The organism is Nocardiopsis sp. NPDC101807 (genome assembly GCF_044766605.1).
Taxonomy (GTDB): domain Bacteria; phylum Actinomycetota; class Actinomycetes; order Streptosporangiales; family Streptosporangiaceae; genus Nocardiopsis; species Nocardiopsis tropica.
Map to the genome: position 1 here is coordinate 679,345 of NZ_JBIWMK010000002.1, position 20,366 is coordinate 699,710.

General features: G+C 74.4%; 18 protein-coding genes. 1 reads left to right on the top strand and 17 read right to left on the bottom strand.

The genetic code is table 11. The features are described from left to right. Positions 1-48: 48 nt before the first annotated feature. The 12 genes from ACIRPH_RS08210 to ACIRPH_RS08265 form a co-directional block, all read right to left on the bottom strand. Complete coding sequence (locus ACIRPH_RS08210) at positions 49-2,184, bottom strand: LamG-like jellyroll fold domain-containing protein (protein ID WP_402910925.1); 2,136 nt, start codon at positions 2,182-2,184, stop codon at positions 49-51. A 306-nt stretch (positions 2,185-2,490) separates the two neighbouring features. Then, positions 2,491-4,254 (bottom strand): LamG-like jellyroll fold domain-containing protein, encoded by a 1,764-nt coding sequence (locus ACIRPH_RS08215; protein WP_402910928.1) that lies wholly within the window; start codon positions 4,252-4,254, stop codon positions 2,491-2,493. A 290-nt stretch (positions 4,255-4,544) separates the two neighbouring features. Next, positions 4,545-4,952, bottom strand: a complete 408-nt coding sequence (gene paaI, locus ACIRPH_RS08220; protein ID WP_402910931.1) for a hydroxyphenylacetyl-CoA thioesterase PaaI — start codon at positions 4,950-4,952, stop codon at positions 4,545-4,547. Further along, positions 4,949-6,052, bottom strand: a complete 1,104-nt coding sequence (paaE, locus tag ACIRPH_RS08225; RefSeq protein ID WP_402910933.1) for a 1,2-phenylacetyl-CoA epoxidase subunit PaaE — start codon at positions 6,050-6,052, stop codon at positions 4,949-4,951. Before paaE ends, paaI begins: the two co-directional genes overlap by 4 nt. Before the next feature lie 2 nt (positions 6,053-6,054). Next, a complete protein-coding gene (gene paaD, locus ACIRPH_RS08230; RefSeq protein WP_402910935.1) occupies positions 6,055-6,576 on the bottom strand; it encodes a 1,2-phenylacetyl-CoA epoxidase subunit PaaD in 522 nt (173 codons plus the stop codon). Then, on the bottom strand, positions 6,570-7,448 hold the full coding sequence (paaC, locus tag ACIRPH_RS08235; RefSeq protein WP_402910937.1) for a 1,2-phenylacetyl-CoA epoxidase subunit PaaC: 879 nt from the start codon (positions 7,446-7,448) through the stop codon (positions 6,570-6,572). The genes paaD and paaC overlap by 7 nt, the downstream gene beginning before the upstream one ends. Before the next feature lie 45 nt (positions 7,449-7,493). After that, complete coding sequence (gene paaB, locus ACIRPH_RS08240; RefSeq protein ID WP_402910939.1) at positions 7,494-7,811, bottom strand: 1,2-phenylacetyl-CoA epoxidase subunit PaaB; 318 nt, start codon at positions 7,809-7,811, stop codon at positions 7,494-7,496. Further along, positions 7,808-8,785 carry a 1,2-phenylacetyl-CoA epoxidase subunit PaaA gene (gene paaA / locus ACIRPH_RS08245; RefSeq protein WP_402910941.1) on the bottom strand — a complete coding sequence of 326 codons (978 nt, stop codon included), beginning with the start codon at positions 8,783-8,785 and terminating at the stop codon, positions 7,808-7,810. The genes paaB and paaA overlap by 4 nt, the downstream gene beginning before the upstream one ends. Positions 8,786-8,882: 97 nt before the next feature. Continuing rightward, positions 8,883-9,671 (bottom strand): enoyl-CoA hydratase/isomerase family protein, encoded by a 789-nt coding sequence (locus tag ACIRPH_RS08250; protein ID WP_402910944.1) that lies wholly within the window; start codon positions 9,669-9,671, stop codon positions 8,883-8,885. Positions 9,672-9,675: 4 nt separating this feature from the next. Next, the gene (locus ACIRPH_RS08255) at positions 9,676-10,566 is read right to left on the bottom strand and encodes a 3-hydroxyacyl-CoA dehydrogenase family protein (protein ID WP_402910946.1); all 891 of its coding nucleotides are present in this window, start codon (positions 10,564-10,566) and stop codon (positions 9,676-9,678) included. Then, positions 10,563-11,312, bottom strand: a complete 750-nt coding sequence (locus ACIRPH_RS08260) for an enoyl-CoA hydratase/isomerase family protein (protein WP_330161457.1) — start codon at positions 11,310-11,312, stop codon at positions 10,563-10,565. Before ACIRPH_RS08260 ends, ACIRPH_RS08255 begins: the two co-directional genes overlap by 4 nt. Then, complete coding sequence (locus tag ACIRPH_RS08265) at positions 11,309-12,544, bottom strand: thiolase family protein (RefSeq protein ID WP_402910950.1); 1,236 nt, start codon at positions 12,542-12,544, stop codon at positions 11,309-11,311. Before ACIRPH_RS08265 ends, ACIRPH_RS08260 begins: the two co-directional genes overlap by 4 nt. 245 nt (positions 12,545-12,789) lie before the next feature. On the opposite strand from ACIRPH_RS08265, the gene paaK reads away from it, so the two are divergent. Further along, the gene (gene paaK, locus ACIRPH_RS08270; protein WP_402910952.1) at positions 12,790-14,148 is read left to right on the top strand and encodes a phenylacetate--CoA ligase PaaK; all 1,359 of its coding nucleotides are present in this window, start codon (positions 12,790-12,792) and stop codon (positions 14,146-14,148) included. Between the two features lie 121 nt (positions 14,149-14,269). Here paaK and ACIRPH_RS08275 read toward each other — a convergent pair whose 3' ends face one another. The 5 genes from ACIRPH_RS08275 to ACIRPH_RS08295 all read right to left on the bottom strand — a co-directional run bounded on the left by ACIRPH_RS08275 (position 14,270) and on the right by ACIRPH_RS08295 (position 20,129). Beyond that, entirely contained in the window at positions 14,270-15,193 is a 924-nt protein-coding gene (locus ACIRPH_RS08275) for an alpha/beta hydrolase fold domain-containing protein (protein ID WP_402910954.1), read from the bottom strand. Between the two features lie 103 nt (positions 15,194-15,296). Next, on the bottom strand, positions 15,297-15,833 hold the full coding sequence (locus ACIRPH_RS08280; protein ID WP_402910957.1) for a hypothetical protein: 537 nt from the start codon (positions 15,831-15,833) through the stop codon (positions 15,297-15,299). Positions 15,834-15,958: 125 nt separating this feature from the next. Beyond that, positions 15,959-17,290 (bottom strand): transporter, encoded by a 1,332-nt coding sequence (locus ACIRPH_RS08285; RefSeq protein ID WP_402910960.1) that lies wholly within the window; start codon positions 17,288-17,290, stop codon positions 15,959-15,961. After that, positions 17,287-17,949, bottom strand: a complete 663-nt coding sequence (locus ACIRPH_RS08290; protein ID WP_402910962.1) for a hypothetical protein — start codon at positions 17,947-17,949, stop codon at positions 17,287-17,289. Before ACIRPH_RS08290 ends, ACIRPH_RS08285 begins: the two co-directional genes overlap by 4 nt. After that, positions 17,946-20,129 carry a hydantoinase/oxoprolinase family protein gene (locus ACIRPH_RS08295; RefSeq protein ID WP_402910965.1) on the bottom strand — a complete coding sequence of 728 codons (2,184 nt, stop codon included), beginning with the start codon at positions 20,127-20,129 and terminating at the stop codon, positions 17,946-17,948. The genes ACIRPH_RS08290 and ACIRPH_RS08295 overlap by 4 nt, the downstream gene beginning before the upstream one ends. Positions 20,130-20,366 lie beyond the last annotated feature (237 nt).

A 20,366-nucleotide genomic window follows, 5' to 3' on the forward strand; every position in this document is an offset into this window, starting at 1 on the left:
CGGCGGCGGGGGGGCGGGCCCGTCGGCGACGGGTCCGCCCCGCCCGGCTCACACCGGGGGCCGACCGAACCTGATGTGGGCCATGTCCTGCCGCAGTGCCACTCCCTGGTGCACCTGGGCCAGGCCGAGCGCTCCGGTCCAGGCACGCTCGACGCCGCCGGCGCGGCCGGCTCCGCCGATGACGACGTCCCCGTCCGCGTGCCAGGACCCTTCACGCGTCGTCGTTCCTGCGAGCTGTCCGTCCACGTAGAGCTCCAGCGTGCCGACGGTGTGGTCGTAGACGCCGAGGATGTGGACCCACCTGCCGGTCACGGCGAAGGTGTCGGAGAGGACCCGGTGCGCGCCCCCTCCGTCGGCGTCCTCCGAGGCCGTCTCGAAGATCCACCGGCGGCTGTCCGCGTCGTACCCGAGTGCGAACCCCGAGGTGTGTTCGCCGCTCTGTGACAGCGCCACCGCGTCGGCCGCGCCATCGTCCAGGCGGACCTCGGTCGAGGCCGTGAAGCTGCGATCGGTGCGCACGGCGGCCCCGTCGGTGCGGAAGTGCTCGGCGAGCGCGCCGTCCAGCACGACGGCGGGGGCGAACCGGGTTTCGGAGTAGGTGGCGTCCCACACCGTGGCGGGATCGCCGTGCAGCGTCGCGTCGAGCCCGTGGTCGGTGCTGTCGGCGGCCGCGGGGCCGTCGTACTCGTCCAGCAGCCACACGCCCTCCTGGACGACGGGCCTGTTGGCGTACTCCCACACCTCCGAGCGGCCGGTGCTCGAATCGACCAGTGCCTCGTCGGTGAGGACGCGTTCCCAGACGATCACGTCGTCGACCGCCCCCGGCCAGCCGAGGACCGATCCGCCCTGGCCCGTGCCGCCGCCGATGGCGAAGGCTCCTCCGGCGTTCCACGCCGACGCGTGGTCGGCTCCGCCCTGGTGGACGCCGTCGACGTAGAGGTCGATCCTGTCCTCCGCGGGGTCGTGGGTCGCGAGCAACCGGGTCCAGGCACCCGTCTCGGCTGCTTCCCGGGAAAGGACCTGACGGTCGAACGCGGCGTCCACGTCGTCGGCCGACGTCTGCCGGAAGGCCCAGCGCCGCTCGTGCGCGTCGTAGCCGAGCTGGAAGCCGCTGACGTGCTCACCGTCCTGGGAGACGGCGACGGCGTCCTCGTCGGCGTCGTCGAGGCGCACCCAGGCCGTCACCGTGAACGCGCCGGAGGTGTCGACGACGGGCCCCTCCGTGCGGAGGTGGCCGTCGGACGTCACGACCGACGCCCCCTCCAGCCGGCTGGTGCCGCCGCGTGTGCCCGCCCTGCCCCGCGCCCAGTCGATGGCACCGGCGCCCTCAGCGGTCCTGCCCCTCACCATGGAGTCGTGTGCGGTGGAGTCCCCGCCCTCGTCGAGGGGGAAGTAGGCGACGGGGTCGGCGTGCGGCGCGACCAAGAACTCGTAGACCCTCTCGCACGCGGACGAATTTCCGTAGGCGTCCACGGAACGCGCGTGAAGGCCCCGCGGACCGTCCCTGGTCGGGGTGATCGACACGGTCGCGGATCCGCCGGGGACGTCGGCCTCCACCCGCGTCGTACACACGCCGTCCAGACCGTAGTAGAAGGCGACCGCGTCGTCCACGCCGTTGGCGTCGAACGTGAAGTCGCCCGGCTGCCCGGGTGCACCGTGGAACCTGTTGTCGGCGGGGTAGTCGTCGGAGGTGACGGTCGGCGGCGCCGCGGGCTTGCTCGTGCTGATCTCGATCCAGCACCGGTCGGACCACTCGCCCCAGGCCCGTGTGTCGTGGCCCCGGGCACGGTAGCCGACCAGGACCTCTTCGGGCAGGTCCCTCGCGGTGACCGAGTGCGACACGGGGGGACCGCCCGGAGCCTGCGAGGTGTACACGGAGTCCGAGCTGCCGAGCGGTTCCCCGGCGCCTTCGAGGCCCCACTCGAACTGCGCCTTGACCTGCTGCGACACCGTTTCCGTGTCAGGGTCGGCGATGAGCGCGCCCAGGGTGAGCGTGGTCTGGTTGAGGAGGGTGGGATCGTCCGGGTCCGTCGAGCAGGCCTCGCCGCGCGCGGTGAGCGTGGAGGTCTCGGGCCGGTCCGGGGGGCGGTTGTCCTCGGCCAGCGCCGGTGACTGGCCGAGCGGGGACAGGACGAGTGCGAGGGCGGCCGCGGCCGCCGTCGTACGGGTCAGGGAACGACGCATGTGGGGGACGCCTGTCTGGTCGGGTCCGCTGGTGAGCGGACGGAGGGACCGAATGGGAGAAAACTACTGACAACCCCACATAAGCAACAAGACTCTCGAAAGCCCCACAAGATCATTTATGCACACTGACTTGGCCATAAACCCCCTTGGCCGATTGCGGACACGGTGCTCCGCCGAACGTGAAAACGCCGGACTTCCATCAGGGGGACCAGGCACGCACCCTCCCCACATACAGACGGGTTCCGGGCCGCTGTCGACGGCCCGGAACCCGTGCGGCTTCTGACCCCGGTCAACGGGGATCAGGGTTTACAGCGGCAGAATTCCGTTCTCGATGGCGGCGATCTCGGAGTTGAGCGCGGCCCCCTGATGCACCTGGGCAAGCAGAAGGCCCCCGTTCCAGGGACGTTCCACGCCGTCGGCGTGACCGGCTCCACCGATGACGACGTCGCCGTCGGCGTGCCAGAGGCCCACACGGTCCATGGCGCCCTCCCGGTTGCCCGCGACGTGGAGAGTGAGAATGCCGTCGGTGTGGTCGTACACACCCACCAGATGCACCCACTCGCCGATCAGCGCGGACGTGGTCGATGTGACACGGTGGGCTTCGGCCGACCCGGTACCGTCCCGGACAGGCACCTCGAAGACCCAGCGTCCGAGTCCGGCGTCGTAGCCGAGCGCGAAGCCACTGGTCCCAGAACCGCTCTGCGACAGGGCGACGGAGTCAGCTTCCCCGTCGTCAAGGCGGACCCACGCCGAGGCGGTGAAACTGCGATCGGTCCGCACGGCGGGTCCGTCGGTGCGCAGGTGCTCCCCTTCAGCACTGTCGAGGAGAATTCCAGGCTTGAAGAGCCAGTCGTTGAACGCTCCGTCCCACACCGTGTCGGGGTCGCCGTGGAGTGTCGCGTCCAGCCCGTGGTCGGAGGTGTCCTCTGCGGAGGCGCCCTCCGTCTCACCGAGCCACCAGGTCCCCTCCGGAACGACCGGCTGGTTGGCCGTCCGCCAGACCTCGGATCGATGGCCGCCACTCGCCGCGTCGTCCTGTGTGACAGGCAGGCGGTTCCACGCGAGTACGTCGTCGATCGCCCCGGGCCAGGTACCCGCGAACTCTCCTCCGGCCAGGCCTCCCCCGATGACGAACGCCCCGTCGGTCGTCCCTTCCGAGATCTGGTCGACCGTCTCCTGATGCACTCCGTCCACGTACAGAGAGAGTTCGCCGGTGGCGGGATCGGAAGAGCCCGTCAGCCTGGTCCAGACCCCGGTCTGCACAGGGGCGGTCGAGGTCGCCCTGTGGTCGAACCCCGCGTTCGGGGCGTCCCGACCGGCCCGCCGGAACACCCAGGCCTCCTCGGAGGAGTCGTATCCGAGCTGGAACCCGCTGACGTGCTCACCGTCCTGGGAGACGGCCACGGCGTCCTCACCTGTGTCGTCCAGACGCACCCACGCGGAGACGGTGAATGTTTCAGAGGTCTCCACGACCGGACCCTCCGTACGGAGATGACCGTCGGAGGTGACGACCGCCGCACGTTCCAGGCGGTAGGCGGCTCCGGTGCGTGCCCCCACCCTCCCGCGGGCCCAGTCGATGGCGCCGGAGCCTTCGGCTGCCCTCTCCTGGGTCACGGCGTCGAGCGCGGTGGCCCCCTCCCCCTCGTCAAGGCGGAAATGGGCGACCGGGCTGGCGTGCGGCGCGACCAGGAAGTAGTACACGGGCTCGCACCGGGAGGAGTTGCCGTAGGCATTCACGGAGCTCGCGTAGAGGGCGTGTCCTCCGCTCCTCCGCGGGGTGATCTCCACGGTTACGGCCGCGCCCGGCGCCTCGGGTTCCACCCGTGTCGTGCACTCGGGACCGTCGATGGAGTAGTAGAAGGCGACCGCGTCGTCCACGCCGTTGGCGTCGAACGTGAAGTCGCCCGGCCGCCCCGGTGCGCCGTGGAACCTGTCGTCGGCCGGGTAGTCGTCGGAGGTGATTGTCGGTGGTCGGATGTCCTCGGCCAGCGCCGGTGACTGGCCGAGCGGGGACAGGACGAGTGCGAGGGCGGCCGCGGCCGCCGTCGTACGGGTCAGGGAACGACGCATGTGGGGGACGCCTGTCTGGTCGGGGCCCGCGTACGGGCTTGGAAACAGAACAGGAAGAAATTACCCAGAACCCCACATAGGCAACAAGAGTCGCTTTTCGCCCACAAGGTCCGACACTCGCCCTGACATCGGGGTAAACACCCGCCCCCGTGTCCGGTCGTGGCCACCGGGCCGCCGGGCACGTGAGGGAGCGGGCCGTCGGCAGCGTCCCGGGACCCGGCGCGTCCCCCCGCGCGCACGGGGCCGGACCCCCTCGGCCCGGCCCCACGTGTGTCGGGTCCCGTCGCGCGTCAGGTACGGCCGGGCAGGGTGCGGCTGCGCCCCCGGAACTCGGCGACGACCTCCTCGCCCCGGCGCACGGTGACGTCGTAGAGGCCGCTGCGGCCGAACAGCGTCCGCTCCTGGGCGGTGGCCACGAGCTCGTCGCCCTCGTGGGCGGCGGCCACGAAGGTCACGTCCGCGCCGGAGGCCACCGTCACCCCTCCCCCGTCCGTGTTGCACGCGCAGGCGAAGGCGGTGTCGGCGAGGGTGAACACGTACCCGCCGTGGGCGATCCCGTGCCCGTTCACCATCATCGGGCCGACGGTCATCTCCACGACCGCGGTGCCGTGGTCGGCCCGGATCAGGCGCATCCCCAGGTTCTTGGACGCGCGGTCGGCCTCGAACATCCGCCAGGCGGTCTCGTTGCGGGCGCTCACGAGTCGAAGTCCACGGTCACGGTGTCCGTCTCGGGGACGGACTGGCAGGACAGGGCGTACCCCGCTTCCACCTCGGCGTCGCTGAGCGCGTAGTTGCGCAGCATCCGCACCTCCCCCTCGCAGACCCTCACCCGGCAGGTCCCGCACACGCCGCCCTTGCAGGCGAAGGGCAGGTCGGGGCGGTAGCGCTGGGCCGCGTCGAGCACCGGTACGCCGCGCGGCAGGGTCAGGGTGCTGGTGCGGCCGTCCAGGACGACGGTGACCTCGCTGGAGGGCCCCTCCACCCCGGGCTCCTCGTGCCTGGACCGAGGCGGCGGCTCCGCGCCCTCGACGAAGAACAGCTCCTGGTGGATGCGGTCGCCGGGCACGCCGCGCCCCTCCAGGACCTCCCTGGCGTCGGTGACCATCCCGTAGGGCCCGCAGAGCCACCAGTGGTCGGCGGCGTCGGCGGCGACGACCGTGTCCAGGAGCGCCTCCAGCTTCTGGCCGTCCAGGCGCCCGGTGAACAGGTCGGCCTCGCGCGGCTCGCGGGAGAGCACGTGCACCAGCTCGAAGCGGTGCCCGTACGCGTCCTTGAGGTCGGCCACGTCGTCGGCGAACATCACCGTGTCGCTGCGGCGGTTGCCGTACAGCAGGGTGACGTGGGACCCGGTGCGGCGCAGCAGGGACGAGGCCATCGACAGCACCGGGGTGATGCCCGAGCCGGCGGCGACCATCACGTGGCGGGCCGAGGAGCCCAGGTCGGGGCTGAAGCGTCCGGCGGGCGCGCCCACCTCGACCTCGTCGCCCGGCCGGACCTCGTTCACCAGCCATCCGGAGAACAGGCCGTCGGGCACCAGGCGCACGCCCACGCGGGGCGCCTCCCCGACGGGGGCGCAGATGGAGTAGCTGCGCCGTTCCTCGACGCCGTCGACCTCGCGGCGCAGGGTCAGCGACTGCCCGGGGGCGAACGCGTACTCCTCGGCCAGGTGGTCGGGCACCTCGAAGGTGACGGCGACGGCGTCGTCGCACAGGCGCTCCACGGCGGCCACGCGCAGCCGGTGGAAGGCGCCCCGGCGTCGCGTCGGGGCCTGCCCGGCGTCGGTGACGGGTGTGGACACTGTCAGATCTCCTTGACGTGCTCGAACGGTTCGAGGCAGGACCGGCAGCGGTGGAGCGACTTGCAGGAGGTCGCGCCGAACCGGGACAGTTCCTCGGTGTCGGTCGCGCCGCACAGCGGGCAGCGCGGAACGGTGCGGGTGGGCATCAGGGTCAGCGGCACGGGCCCCGCCGCCCGGCGGGGCGCCCCGCCGGGCGGCGAGATGCCGTTCTCGGAGAGCTTGCGCCTGCCCTCGTCGGTGATCCAGTCGGTGGTCCAGGGCGGGGACAGCTCGGTGCGCACCTCCACCCGGTCGAAGCCGGCGCCCCTCAGGGCCCGGTCCACGTCGGCGCGCATCTCGGCCAGTGCCGGGCAGCCGGAGTAGGTGGGGGTGATCCACACGGCCGCGGTCCCGTCGTCCTCGATCTCGACCCGGCGCAGGATGCCCAGGTCGGCGAGGGTGAGCATGGGCAGCTCGGGGTCGGTGACCGCCGCGGCCGCCGCCCGGGCGCGTTCGGGTCCGGTGGTCCGGTCCGTGGCTACCATGTCGCCTCCGGGTGCTCCCTGGCCACCTTCTGGAGTTCGTCGAGCAGGGGGGCCAGGAGTGCGGTGTGCCGGCCGTCGCGCCCGGCGGTGGCGCTCTCGGGGAAGGGCGCGGGGGCGTCAAGCGTGGCCTCGGCCAGTACCCGGGTGAGGACGGCGTGGACCTCCTCGCGCACGGTGGCCGGGTCCACGCCCACGCCCTGGCCGGCCAGGCGCGCCTCGACGGGGTGGGTGGCGAAGAGTTCGCCGGTGAGCGGCCACACGGCGGCGACGGCCTCGGCCGTGCGCTCGCGGGAGTAGGGGGTGCCGTCGCCCAGGCGCAGGGTCCAGGAGACCGCGTACTCGCGGTGGTAGGCGAGTTCGTTGACCGCCTTGGCGGCGATCGCGGCGAGCACGGGGTCCTTGCTGTCCGTGAGCCGGGCGAACAGGGCGAGCCGGGAGCTGGACAGGGCCAGCAGGGTGACGACGGCCCGCGCGAAGTCGCCCCGGGGCGCCTCGGCCAGGTGCACGTTGCGGAACTCGGTGGGGCCCCGCCGGTAGGCGAAGGCGTCCTCGTCGCGGCCGGTGCCGTCGGCCTGGCCGGCGCGGGCCAGCAGCAGGCGCGCCTGGCCGAGGAGGTCGAGGGCGATGTTGGCCAGCGCCACCTCCTCCTCCAGCTCGGGGGCGTCGGTCACCCACTCGACGAGCCGCTGCGCCTGGACGAGGGCGTCGTCGCCGAGCATCTGGCAGTACAGTGCGAGGTCGCCGCCGTCCACCCCCGCGGGAAGGGTGGTGTCCACGCCCGCGAGGGCGTCGGTGAAGCCGGTGCCGAAGGCCCAGCGGGCGTCGCCGCCGTGCTCCTCGGTCAGGGCCGTGAAGATGGTGTCGCCACTCATGGTTGTTTCCTTTGGCCTCGTGTTCCCTGGTCCCCGTCGTCCGCGCTAGATGTGCGGGACGTCCTCGGGGATGGGGTAGAAGGTCGGGTGGCGGTAGACCTTGTCACCGCTGGGCGCGAAGAAGGGGTCCTTCTCGTCGGGGCTGGACGCGGTGATGTCCTCGGCGAGCACCACCCAGATGCTGACGCCCTCGTTGCGGCGGGTGTAGAGGTTGCGGGCGTTGTGGAGCGCCATGGTGTGGTCGGGCGCGTGCAGGGAGCCCACGTGGACGTGGTTCAGGCCGCGCTTGCCGCGGACGAAGACCTCGTAGAGGGGCCACTCGGGGCGGGCCGCCCCGGTGGCGCCGGTGCCGTCGTCGCTCATACCGTGGCCTCCTCGGCGCTCTGGTGCTTCCTGGCGTAGGCGGTGGCGGCCTCGCGGACCCACGCGCCCTTCTCGTGGGCGGCGCGGCGGCGCGCGACGCGCTCGGCGTTCTTGGGGCCGGCTCCGGAGACGACCTGCTTGAACTCGACCCAGTCGGGCTCGCCGAAGTCGTAGTGGCCGCGCTCCCCGTTCCAGGCCAGTTCGGGGTCGGGGAGGGTCACGCCCAGCTTCTCGGCCTGGGGGACGCTCATGTCGACGAACTTCTGGCGGAGGTCGTCGTTGGTGTCGCGCTTGATGCGCCAGGCCATGGACTGGCGGGTGTTGGGCGACTCGGCGTCCGGCGGGCCGAACATCATCAGGGAGGGCCACCACCACCGGTCGACGGCGTCCTGGACCATCCGGCGCTGGCCCTCGGTGCCCTCCATCATCCGCATGAGCAGTTCGTAGCCCTGCCGCTGGTGGAAGGACTCCTCCTTGCAGATGCGCACCATGGCGCGGGAGTAGGGGCCGAAGGAGCTGCGGCACAGCGGGACCTGGTTGCAGATCGCGGCGCCGTCGACCAGCCAGCCGATCACGCCGACGTCGGCGAAGGTCAGCGACGGGTAGTTGAAGATCGAGGAGTACTTCTGGCGCCCCTCGATGAGGCGCTCGGTCAGGTCGGCGCGGTCCACGCCGAGGGTCTCGGCCGCGGCGTACAGGTACAGGCCGTGCCCGGCCTCGTCCTGGACCTTGGCCAGCAGGATGGCCTTGCGCCGCAGGCTGGGCGCGGAGGCGATCCAGTCGCCCTCGGGCTGCATGCCGATGATCTCCGAGTGGGCGTGCTGGGAGACCTGGCGCACCAGGGTCCTGCGGTAGGCCTCGGGCATCCAGTCACGCGGCTCGATGCGCTGGTCGGCGGCGACCTTGGCGTCGAACTCCGCCTGGTAGTCCAGGTCTGCGCCGGGGGGCGTCTCCTGGGCCGTCACGGTGGACATTGATCGTTCCCCATTCATAACCGAACGTTCGGTCAGTAATTAGTATCCCCGGATTCCCCCGCCCGGGCAAGTCCCCGGGGCGGGGGAATCCCCCAGCTCAGCCGCCGCCGAAGGTCGGGGTCCTCTTGGCCAGGAAGGCCTCGACCGCCCCGGCGTGGTCCGCGGTCATCCCGAGCTGGTTCTGGAGGTCGGCCTCCTCCTCCAGCAGCTCGGGCAGGTCACGGGCGCCGTCGGCGGCCGAGCGGACCTCGCGCTTGGCGGCCACGAACGCGCCGGTCGGTCCCGAGGCGAGCAGGGCGGCGACCTCGCGGGCGCGCCCCTCCCAGGCGTCGTCCTCCACGACCTCGGTGACCAGGCCCAGCTCCAGGGCGCGGTCCGCGCCGACGACGGTGCCCAGGAGCATCAGCTCCATGGCCCGCGCCTGTCCCAGCGACGACACCAGGCGGTAGGCCAGGCCGGAGTCCGAGGCCAGCCCGATGCCCGTGAAGGCCGTGCCGAACTTGGCCCTGCGCGCGGCGATGCGCACGTCCCCGGCCAGGGCGAACCCCAGGCCGGCCCCGACGCACGCCCCGCCGATCCCGACCACCACGGGAACCTGGATGCCCTCCAGGGCCAGCACGATCGGGTTGTAGTGCTCGCGCACCGTGGTGAGCGCCTGCCCCGGCTCCTCCTGGAGGATCCGCGCGTGCTCGGCCAGGTCCTGGCCCACGCAGAAGGCCTTGGCCGACCCCAGCAGCAGCACGGCGCGGGCCGTGGTGGAGGCCGCCGCGCCCCGGAGCGCCGCCAGCAGCTCCTCCTTGACCTCGCGGGTCAGCGCGGGCCTGTTCAGGCGTACCGTGGCGATCCCGTCGGCCTCGACGAACTCCGCCGCCCTCTGTTCGCTCAACGCTCTATTCTCCCTCGTCCCAGGTGTGGAAGCCCTGCCCGGTCTTCTTGCCGAGCTTTCCCTCCGCGACCATACGGCGCAGCAGCTCCGGGGGCGCGAACCGGTCCCCCAGCTCGGAGGCCAGGTGCTCGGCGATGGCCAGGCGCACGTCGAGCCCGACCAGGTCGGTGAGCCGGAGCGGCCCCATCGGGTGGCGGTAGCCCAGCTCCATGGCGGTGTCGATGTCGGCGGGGGAGGCGACCTCCTCCTGGACCATGCGGATGGCCTCCAGCCCGAGCATCACGCCCAGGCGGCTGGTGGCGAACCCGGGTGCGTCCCTGACCGCGATCTCGGTCTTGCCCAGGGCGCCGACCCAGCCGCGCACCGACTCCAGCACGGCGGGGTCGGTCCCGGGGGCGACCACGATCTCCACCAGCTTGGAGGCGGGGACCGGGTTGAAGAAGTGGGTGCCCAGGAAGCGGTGGGGGCGCCGGAGCGCCGCCGCGAGCTCGGTGACCGACAGGGAGCTGGTGTTGGAGGCCAGGACGGCGTCCTCGCCCACGGCCGCCTCCGCGGCGGTGAGCACGGCGATCTTCAGCTCCGGCCGCTCGGGCACGGCCTCCACCACCAGGCCGGTGTCGGCGGGGATGGCGGCGGTGTCGGTGACCGTGCGCAGCCGGGCCAGGTAGGCGGCCGGCTCGGCGTCGATCTTCCCCCGGGAGCGGGCCCCCTCCAGACCGGCGGCCACCCGGGCGCGGCCGGCCCCGGCGGCCTCGGCGGTGGCCTCGACCAGGACCACGCCCGCGCCCGCCGTGAGGAACTGCTGGACGATCCCGGCGCCCATGGTGCCGCCGCCGACGACGGCGACGAGCGCGGGGACGCCCGCCCCGGCGGCGCTCTGCCCGTAGGTGCTCAACGCTTCTTCCTCTCCAGGAAACGGGTCATCCGGTCGTGCTTGTCGGCGCTCTCGAACAGCACCGCCTGCGCCATGTCGTCGGCCAGCGGGTGCGCCCCGTCGGCGTCCAGGACCAGCTTGGTCATGCGCAGGGCCAGGGCCGAGGAGGCCGCCATCCGGTCCAGGAGGGCGTGGGCGCTCGCGCGCAGCTCCCCGGCCGGGACGATCTCGGCGACCAGGCCGTGGCGCAGGGCCGCCTCGGCGTCCAGCCGGAAACCGCCCAGCAGCACCTGTTTGGCGACCGAGGCGCCGACCAGCTCCCGCAGCCGCCAGCACGCGCCGGCCCCCGCGATGATGCCCAGGCCCGGCTCGGGCTGGGCGAAGACGGCGGTGGGCGTGGCGAGCCGGATGTCGCACGCGTAGGACAGCTCGGCCCCGCCGCCCAGCGCCCACCCGTCCACGGCGGCCACGGTGGGCGCCGGGAGCCGGTGCAGGCGCTCGAACAGGCGGCTGTTGATACCGGCCATCGCCTCCTCGCGTCCGCGTTCGCGCAGCTCGGCGATGTCGGCGCCGCCCGCGAACACGTTGCCGTGCCCGGTGAGCAGCAGCGGCCTGGGGTCGGCCTCGATCTCGGCGCACACCTCGTGCAGCTCGGCGATCATCCGTGCGTTGATGGCGTTGCGCGCCTCGGGGCGGTGCAGTTCGACCACCACGCGGTCCTCGCGGCGGTCGACGAGGAGCGTCCCGAAGTCCTGGCGGGCGCTCACGGGCGCTCCACCAGGAGGGCGACGCCCTGGCCGACGCCGACGCACAGGGTGGCCAGTCCGCGCCGGGCGTCCTCGCGCTCCATGCGGTTGAGCAGGGTGACGAGGATGCGGGATCCCGAGCTGCCGAGCGGGTGGCCCAGGGCGATCGCGCCGCCGTCGGCGTTGACGATCCCCTCGTCCATCCCCAGCCGGCGCACCACGCCCAGGGCCTGGGCGGCGAAGGCCTCGTTGAGTTCGACCGAGCCGATGTCGCCGACCGTCCAGCCCGCACGGTCCAGGGCCTTGCGGGTGGCCGGGACGGGACCCAGCCCCATGATCTGCGGGTCCACCCCCGCGGAGGCGGAGCCGACGACGCGGGCGCGGGGGGTGAGGCCGTACTCGCGGACGGCGTGCCCGCTGGCCAGGACGAGGGCGGAGGCGCCGTCGGAGAGCGAGGAGGAGTTGCCCGCGGTGACGATGCCGCCCTCGCGGAAGACGGGCCGCAGCCTGCCCAGGGCCTCCATGCCGGAGTCGGGGCGGGGTCCCTCGTCGGCGGTGACCTCGTGGGCCTGCCCCTTGCGGCCGGTGACGGTGACCGGGACGATCTCCGCGTCGAAGCGCCCGGCCCCGGCCGCGGCGACGGCGCGCTCGTGGCTGCGCAGGGCGAAGGCGTCGCACTCCTCCCGGGTCAGGCCCTCCAGGGCGGCGACCTCCTCGGCGGTCTCGCCCATGGACAGCGTGTAGCGCAGGTCGGTGGGCGCGGCGCCCTCGGGGACCCGCGCGTCCGCGGCGGTGAAGCGCGGGTTGGTGAAGCGCCAGCCCAGGGAGGTGTCGGCGACCTCTCCGGGCTTGGCCCAGGGGGTGCCGGGCTTGGCCATCACCCAGGGGGCGCGGGTCATGGACTCGACGCCGCCCGCGACGACCACGTCGGCCTCACCGGCGCGGATGGCCTGGGCGGCGGAGGAGACGGCGGTCAGCCCGCTGGCGCAGAGCCGGTTGACGGTGTAGGCGGGGACCCGGGGGTCGAGTCCGGAGAGCAGCACGGCCATGCGCGCCACGTTGCGGTTGTCCTCGCCGGCCTGGTTGGCGGCGCCGAGGATCACCTCGTCGACGGCCTCACCGGGGACGCCCGAGCGGCGGACCGCCTCGGCGACGGCCGTGGCGGCGAGGTCGTCGGGGCGGACGGCGGCGAGGGCGCCGCCGTAGCGGCCCTGGGGGGTTCGCACCCCGTCGACCAAGTAGACGTCGCTCACGTGCGTCCTCCCGTGGTGGCGGCGGTGGCCTGCGCCACCGTCCTCTGTGAAATCATCGACACTTCTCCTTGACATGCTCGCCCGGAGACTGCGTTAATGCATTAGTAACCGAACGTTCGGTAAGTAAGCAAGTCGGGTCCCCCCGCAGAGGACCCGCACCACATCCACGACCGCGCGGCCCCCGCCCGCCCACCCCCCGGGCGTCCGGCCCGGCGGGTTCCCGCGCACAGTACACGGAGAGGTCCATGGCAAGCCACGACACCACCACGCGGTCGGCCGGTGCCGCCCCTCACCAGCGCCTCGGGCAGGCGCCCGCGTCCGACCTCCTGGACCCGGCCGAGCGCATGAGTGTCGACGAACTGCGCGCCCTCCAGCTGCGGCGCCTGCGGTGGACGCTGGACCACGCGTACGCCAACGTGCCGCTGTACAGGAAGAAGTTCGACGAGGCCGGGGTGCGCCCCGCGGACCTGCGGACGCTGGAGGACATCGGCCTCTTCCCGCACACCACCAAGGCCGACCTGCGCGACAACTACCCCTTCGGCATGTTCGCCGTCCCCCAGGAGCAGGTCAGCCGCATCCACGCCTCCAGCGGCACCACGGGCCGCCCCACGGTCGTGGGCTACACCCGCGAGGACATCGACACCTGGGCCACGGTCGTGGCCCGCTCCATCCGCGCGGCGGGCGGGCGGCCCGGCCACAAGGTCCACGTCTCCTACGGCTACGGGCTCTTCACGGGGGGCCTGGGCGCCCACTACGGCGCCGAGAAGCTCGGCTGCACGGTCATCCCGGCCTCCGGCGGCCAGACCGCCAAGCAGGTCCAGCTCATCCAGGACTTCCGGCCCGAGATCATCATGGTCACCCCCAGCTACATGCTGACCCTGTTGGACGAGTTCGAGCGCCAGGGCGTCGACCCGCGCACGACCTCCCTCAGGATCGGCATCTTCGGCGCCGAGCCCTGGACCGAGCAGATGCGCCGCGAGATCGAGGAGCGCTTCGACATCCACGCCGTCGACATCTACGGCCTGTCCGAGGTCATGGGGCCGGGCGTGGCCAACGAGTGCGTGGAGACCAAGGACGGCCTGCACGTGTGGGAGGACCACTTCTACCCCGAGGTCCTGGACCCCGTCACGCAGGAGGTCCTGCCCGACGGGCGGAACGGCGAGCTGGTCTTCACCTCGCTGACCAAGCAGGCGATGCCCGTGATCCGCTACCGCACCCGCGACCTGACGACGCTGCGCCCGGGCACCGCCCGGCCCATGCGCCGCATGGACAAGGTGACCGGACGCAGCGACGACATGATCATCCTGCGCGGCGTCAACGTCTTCCCGACCCAGATCGAGGAGATCGTGCTGGGCCTGGACGGGCTCGCCCCGCACTTCCAGCTGGTGCTCACCAAGGAGGGCCGCCTGGACCGCATGGCCGTGCGGATCGAGGCCGCCCCGGACTGCACCGCCGAGCGCCGCACCGCCCTGAGCCGGGAGATCGTCGCCACGGTCAAGGACAGGGTCGGCGTGAGCGTCACCGTGGACGTCGTGGACCCCGAGCAGATCGAGCGGTCCGTGGGCAAGTTCCGGCGCATCGTCGACCAGCGGCCCCGGGCGTAGGCGGCCGGGCCCCCGGAGCCGGCCCCCGCGCGCCGACGGCGGTCGCGGCCACGCCCGCCGTGGCCGTCGGCGCGGTCCCGTGCCGCCCGGGGAGCCGGGCCCGGCGGCGGGCCCGCGGCGCCTACCCGGGCGCCGGGAGCGCCTGTACGACGTGGGAGGCGATCAGGCGGTAGGTCTCCCGGGCCGCGTCGTCGTCGCCCACGTCGTAGCCGTGGTCGCGGCCGGCGACCTCGTGCAGGGCCGCGAGCGCGCCGGCCCCGTCGAGCCGGCGGGCGTAGCGGCGCCCCTCCTCGCACAGGATGTCGTGCTCGGCGACGACCACGAGGGCGGGCGCGACACCGGTGAGGTCCGCGGTGTCCCGCGGCCCCGCCGGGGAGGCCAGCCGGTGGCCCCGCTCCGCCGGGTCGGGCAGGTAGGAGGAGTTGAAGACCTCCCCCATCCAGGGCCGCAGCAGGGGCCGGTCGACGACCGAGGGCTTGTCCCCCGCCGCCACGGTCATGTCCAGCGGCGCGTAGTGCAGCACCTGCAACCCGACCAGGGACTCGCCGGCCTCCAGGTCCAGCCGCGCCGCCGCCGCGGCCAGGGCGCCTCCCGCGCTCTGCCCGCCGACCGCCAGGCGCGACCCGTCCCAGCCGTGCTCGCCGCCGTGGGCCGCCGCCCACCGCACGATCTCGTGCGCCTGGCGGGCCGGGGCCGGGAACGGGTGCTGTGGCGCGACCGCGTAGCCGACGTTGAGCACGACCGCCCCCGCCTCGGCCGCCAGCGCCCGGCACAGCGGGTCGTCCACCTCCGTCCACCCCAGCACGAAGCCCCCGCCGTGCAGGTTGACGTACACCGCCGGGGGCCGGGGACCGGGCGCGGGGCGGTGGACGGTGACGCGCGCCGGACCGTAGGAGGTGGGGACGGTGAGCGCCTCGGTCCTTCGGGGGTACTCGGGAAGCCTCGCGTGGGCGCGCCGGGTCGCGGGTCCCGCCGCGAGCGCCATGCCCGCCTGCATCGACCGGGCCACCAGGCGCGCGAACGGGGGGCGGCTCAGGATCGTCATGGCGCGCCACGCTACCAGCGCGGCCGCGCCCACGGCAGGCCGATCGGCCGATCGGTCCATCGGCGGGCTCCGCCGCCGCGCCGGCCCTCCGGGGACCGGGGTGTCAGCGCGGCGGCGTGCCCCGGCGGGACAGCTCCTCGGCGAGGACGCGCACGGCCTTGGGGCCCACCCCGTGCAGGGCGAGCAGCTCCTCCTCCGTGCGGGCGGCGACCTGCGCCAGGGTGGCCAGTCCGGCCCCGAGCAGGGCGCGCGTGGCCGGTCCGCCGATGGCGGCCGGAAGGTCGCAGTCCGCGGGCCCGGTCCCCTCGTCGGCGGCGGCGATCGCCGCCGCCAGGCGCTCGGGGGCGCGGCAGGACCACGCGGCGCGGACCAGGGCGTTGAGGTCCTTGCCGTCGACGTCGGCCAACGGCACGCGGAAGCCGACGGGGACGCCCGCCCGCACCGGCCGCTCCCCCGTCGGGTGCGCGGCCCGCGCCGCCTCGGCCTCGGCGTCCGGCAGGTACAGCTGTACCAGGCCGTCCCCGGTGACCGAGGCGAACCGCTTGCCGCGCACCGAGAACGCGACCGTGCCGGAGCGCGTGCCCTCCTCCACCTCGGGAAGGGCGAGCGCCGCCTTGCGCAGTTGGGACACAGTGGTCATGGCCCCGATCCTAGGCGTGACCGCCGACACGGCGCCGGCCCCGCCCGGGGCGGGGCCGACCCGGCGCCGCCGGCCGCGCCCCGGCGGGCCCGGGAGGCGCCTCCCGGCGGACCCCGCCGGGAGGATCACCGCAGGTAGAGGAACGCGGTGAGGGCCAGGCCGGCGACGGCGACCACCCACGTGTAGGGGAGTGTGGAGAGCATGGAGCGCTCGGGTCGCACCCCGGCGTACTGCGAGGCCCACACCGTCTGGGTGCTGGTGGGGTCCGAGACGCCCAGGACCTGGCCGTAGGAGGCCATCATGCCCAGCACCGCCGGGGCGGGGTAGACGCCTCCGGAGATGAGCACCCCGGCCACCCCCGCGCCGAGGCCGAAGATGTTCATCGGCCCGCGGTAGAGGGCCAGCGGCACCAGCGCGGCGAAGACCAGGACGAACAGCCACGGGCTGCCCGGACTGATCGCGGTGACCACGGGGCTGAGCGCCTGGACCGCGCCGGGCAGGTTCACCGCGGCGAGGAGCATCCCGATCGCGATGAACAGGACGATGGGCGGGGCCGCCACGTCGAACGCCTGGTAGAGGGTCCGCAGCGCGGTGCTCGTCATGTCGCGCCAGGGCACGGCGGTGAGCAGCGCGTAGACGACGCCCGCGATCAGCGAGGGCACGATGGGGATCTCCAGCCCCAGCGCCAGCACGATCGGGACCAGGGGTGTGACCAGCGCGTACCAGGGGGCGTCCCCGCGGCGGCGGCGCCGTTCGGCGGCGCGTGCGCGCCGGCCCGGGGGACGGTCGGGGCCCCCGCCCCCGGCGGGCGCGGGGACGCGCACGGCCCACGTGTGCCGCGCCCCCTTGCGGCGCATCTCCACGAGGATGTAGGCGAGGCCGCCGACCAGGGCGATCGGGAACATGCGCAGCTGGAAGTGCTGCACCGTGGAGACCGGGACGCCGACGGCGTCGGACAGGAACTGCCAGTTGATCAGTTCCAGGGGGAGCCCCGCGGCGATGCCCACCAGGACGGTGCCCGCCGCGACCGTGGGCGTGACCCCGACCGCGATCATCGCCGGGATGCCGACGACGCCCGCGAGCATCGCCGCCGGGGCCGAGCCCGTGATGGCCCCGCACAGGATCGCGACCAGGAACACGCCGACCGCGACCACGGAGGGGCGCTCGCCGCCGAACTCCACGATCTTGCGGACGAGCGTCGAGGCGATCCCCGCCTCCGACATCAGCGTGCCCAGCCAGCAGCCCAGCAGGATGGCGACCATGGTCGCCGCCAGGCGCGGAGCCCCCTCCTGGACGACGGTGCCGACGACGCTGCCCTCCTCCCCGGTGAGCGGCGCCCCCGCGATCAGCGCGACGGCGACGGACAGCAGGACGAGGGCGAAGGCGGTGGGGAGTCGGCGCGTCAGCATCAGGCCGACGCCCACGGCCATGGCGAGAAGGATTCCCAGGGCGGTCACGGGCGGTCTCCGGAGGTGGTTCTGGGGCCCGGTCCGTACTGGTCCGTGCCCCGGTGGGCGAGGGTGGCGGCGATGGCCGCGGTGAGCGCGAGCGGGCTCCGGCGGAGCGCTCCGCGCCGTGCGGCGTAGGCGTGGGCGGCGATCTCGTCCGCGCCGGCGACGTGCCCCCGCACCCGCAGGGGCCCCAGTCTGAGCGCCGTGTGGCCGAGCCTGCGGCGCAGCTCCCGGCCGTGGCCGCGGTGCAGCATGCGGTGGGCCTCCTCGTGGGCGAGCGCCGCCCCGCGCAGCGCGGCGCGCGGGTAGTCCCGGCCCCAGCCCGCCTCCTCCGCCACCCCGCGGGCGTAGTCCAGGGCGTCGGCGTAGACGATCACCCGGTCCCCCGAGGCCCGGTGGAGGTACTCGGCGAGCAGGACCTCGCCGGGGCGCAGGCCCCCGGCAGCCCTGTCGGTCACCTCGGCCCCCGCTCCCCCGGGCCCCGCGCCGGCGGTGTCGGCCAGCTCGCGCCCGAAGGCCAGGGCGGTGCGCGCCCACTCGCGCAGCTGCCCGGGGTCGCGGCCCTCGTGCGTGGGGGTCAGGGCCAGGAGTTCGGCGGCGAGGTCCTCGTCGGAGGCCGCCGAGATGCGGTCGTAGTCGGCTCCGGGGCGCGGCGGCGCGGTCATCGGCGTGTCTCCGTCAGGGCGATCACCGTCTCGTCGGGGCCGCGGCGGCCGATCTCGGCGGCGGCGAGCGCCAGGAGGTGGCCGGGGTCCATGACCCCCGACAGGTCGGCGAGCTTGGGGCCCAGCAGGAGCCACACCGCGGGCGGGACCGCCCCTCCGTCGCCGTAGGCGGTGCGCTCCGCCACCAGGTCCCTGAGCCTTCCCTCCGCCTCCGCGGCGGTCAGGGTGTCCACCCGGGCGTCGGCGCTGTGCAGGCGCACGACGCCCTCGGCGTCCACGACGCGCACGTGGGCCCGTTCGCGGGCGAAGCGGCCGAACGGCCCCCCGGGCCGGCGGAGCAGGCCGAAGACCCGGTACCAGCCGTTGGAGGCGTACTCGGCGACGGCCCGCGGGTCCGCGCCGAGGCTGGCGGCGGCCGCGGCGCGGGCCGCGCCGGCGTCCGTGACGGCGGTGCGGTCCTTGGTGCGCAGCTCGGTGGCGCCCGTGGCGACGGCGGTGACGAGGTTGCGCTGCGGGTCGACGGTGACCTCCACCTCCACCCCGGAGGGGTCGGCGCCCTGCGCGAGCACCGCCTGCTCGGCCTCGGAGCGCACGGCGAGCACGTCGGCGTGGGTGGCGCCGGGGATGATGCGCTCGACGGACTCGCGGACCAGTGCCAGGGCCACGCCCAAGGGGCTGATGACCTCGCTGTGGGCGGCGATGCGGGACCGCATGCCCGTGCGCTCGCCCAGGTAGGGGGTGACGGTGGCGGCGCCGCCGCCCCCGCCGACGAGTTCGCACACGTCGCGGTCGAGCCCGTAGTCGCGCACGAGCGCCTCCACGACGGCGCCGACGCGCTCGGTGGCCCGGTGCAGGACGGCGCGCGCGGCCCCGTCCACGTCGACCCCGAGGGCGCGTGCCAGCGGGGCCAGGGCTGCCCGGGCGGCGCGTGCGTCGGAGCGGGCGTAGTCGCCCTCGGGCACCAGCCCGGCGGCGTTGGCCGCGCAGGTGACCGTGAGGGCGAAGCGCCGTTCGCCGGTCTCCAGGACGGCGTGGTCGCCGGGGTCGGAGGCCAGGGGGCTGACCCGGACCAGCCGGGCCCCCTCCAGTTCGGCCGGGTCGGCGAAGCAGGCGTAGGGCAGGCCCGCGATGTGGGCGCTGCGGGGGCCCACGTCCGCCAGGGCGGCCTCCCCGGGCCCGTCGCCTCCGGAGAGGCGCACGAGGGAGCCGCCGCCCACCCCGACGGTGCGCACGTCCAGGGCCGACAGGTAGGTCTCCCTGCCCCCCAGTTCGGCGTGCCTGATCTGCACCCGCCCGCGCCGGATCACGCTGACGTCGGTGGAGGTTCCGCCCGTCTCCAGGAAGACGCCCTCGCTCACCCTCTCCCCCATGAGGGCCCCCGCGACCCCGGCCGCGGGTCCGGAGAGCACCGTCAGGAGGGGGCGGCTGCGCATCTCGGCCAGGGACATGACCCCGCCGTCGCAGCGCATCACCATCAGCGGCGCGCTCACCCCGGCCTTGAGGATGCTGCTCTCGACGAGGTCGGCGGTCCGGAGCATGCGGGGCATCACGCCGGCGTTGAGCGCGGCGGTGCGGGCCCGCTTGCCCAGGCCGTAGAGCTGGGTGATCTCGTGGGTGGCGGTGACGGGGACGCCCCGCAGCTCGGCCGCCGCCCGGACGGCGGCCTCGCCCCTGGGGTCGTCCACGCTGAAGGGTTCGACCGCGACCACGACCTCGGCCCCCTCGGCGAGCACCCGGTCGACGCCGGCGAGCGCGGCCGCGGCGTCCTCGGGGTCGCGGAGCGCCGTGTAGCGGACGGGGAGCCGGTGCCCGGAGTCGAGCCTGAGCCTGCCCAGGGAGCGCAGGCGCGCGGTGGCGAACGCGTCGTAGCCGGTGCCGATCCCCACGATGCCGATGGTGGCGACGTCGCCCTCCAGGAGGGCGTTGGTGGCCTGGGTGGTGCCGTGCGCGAGGAAGCCGACGTCGTCGGCGCCGACGCCGATGTCGTCGAGCAGGCGCTCCAGCGCGGTCATGATGCCGTGGGCGACGCCGTCGGCGTGGTCGTGGCTGGTCGGCACCTTGACCTGGCCCAGGAGGGCGAACGTGGTGGCGCTGACGGCCACGGCGTCGGTGAAGGTGCCCCCGACGTCGATGCCGACGCGTACGGGGCCGCGGGTGGGAGGTGGGGTCGGGTCGGTCATCGTCGCCCCTTCGGGGGTGCGTGTGGGGTGGGCGGTGCGGGGGGGGGGGGGGGGGGGGGGGGGGGGGGGGGGGGGGGGGCGGGGGGGGGCGGGGGGGGGGGGGGGGGGGCGGGGGGGGGGGGGGGGGGGGGGGGGGGGGGGGGGGGGGGGGGGGGGGGGGCGCGCGGGGGGGGGGGGGGGGGGGGGGGGGGGGGGGGGGGCGCCGCGGGCGGGGGGGGGGGGGGCGGGCGGCGCCCG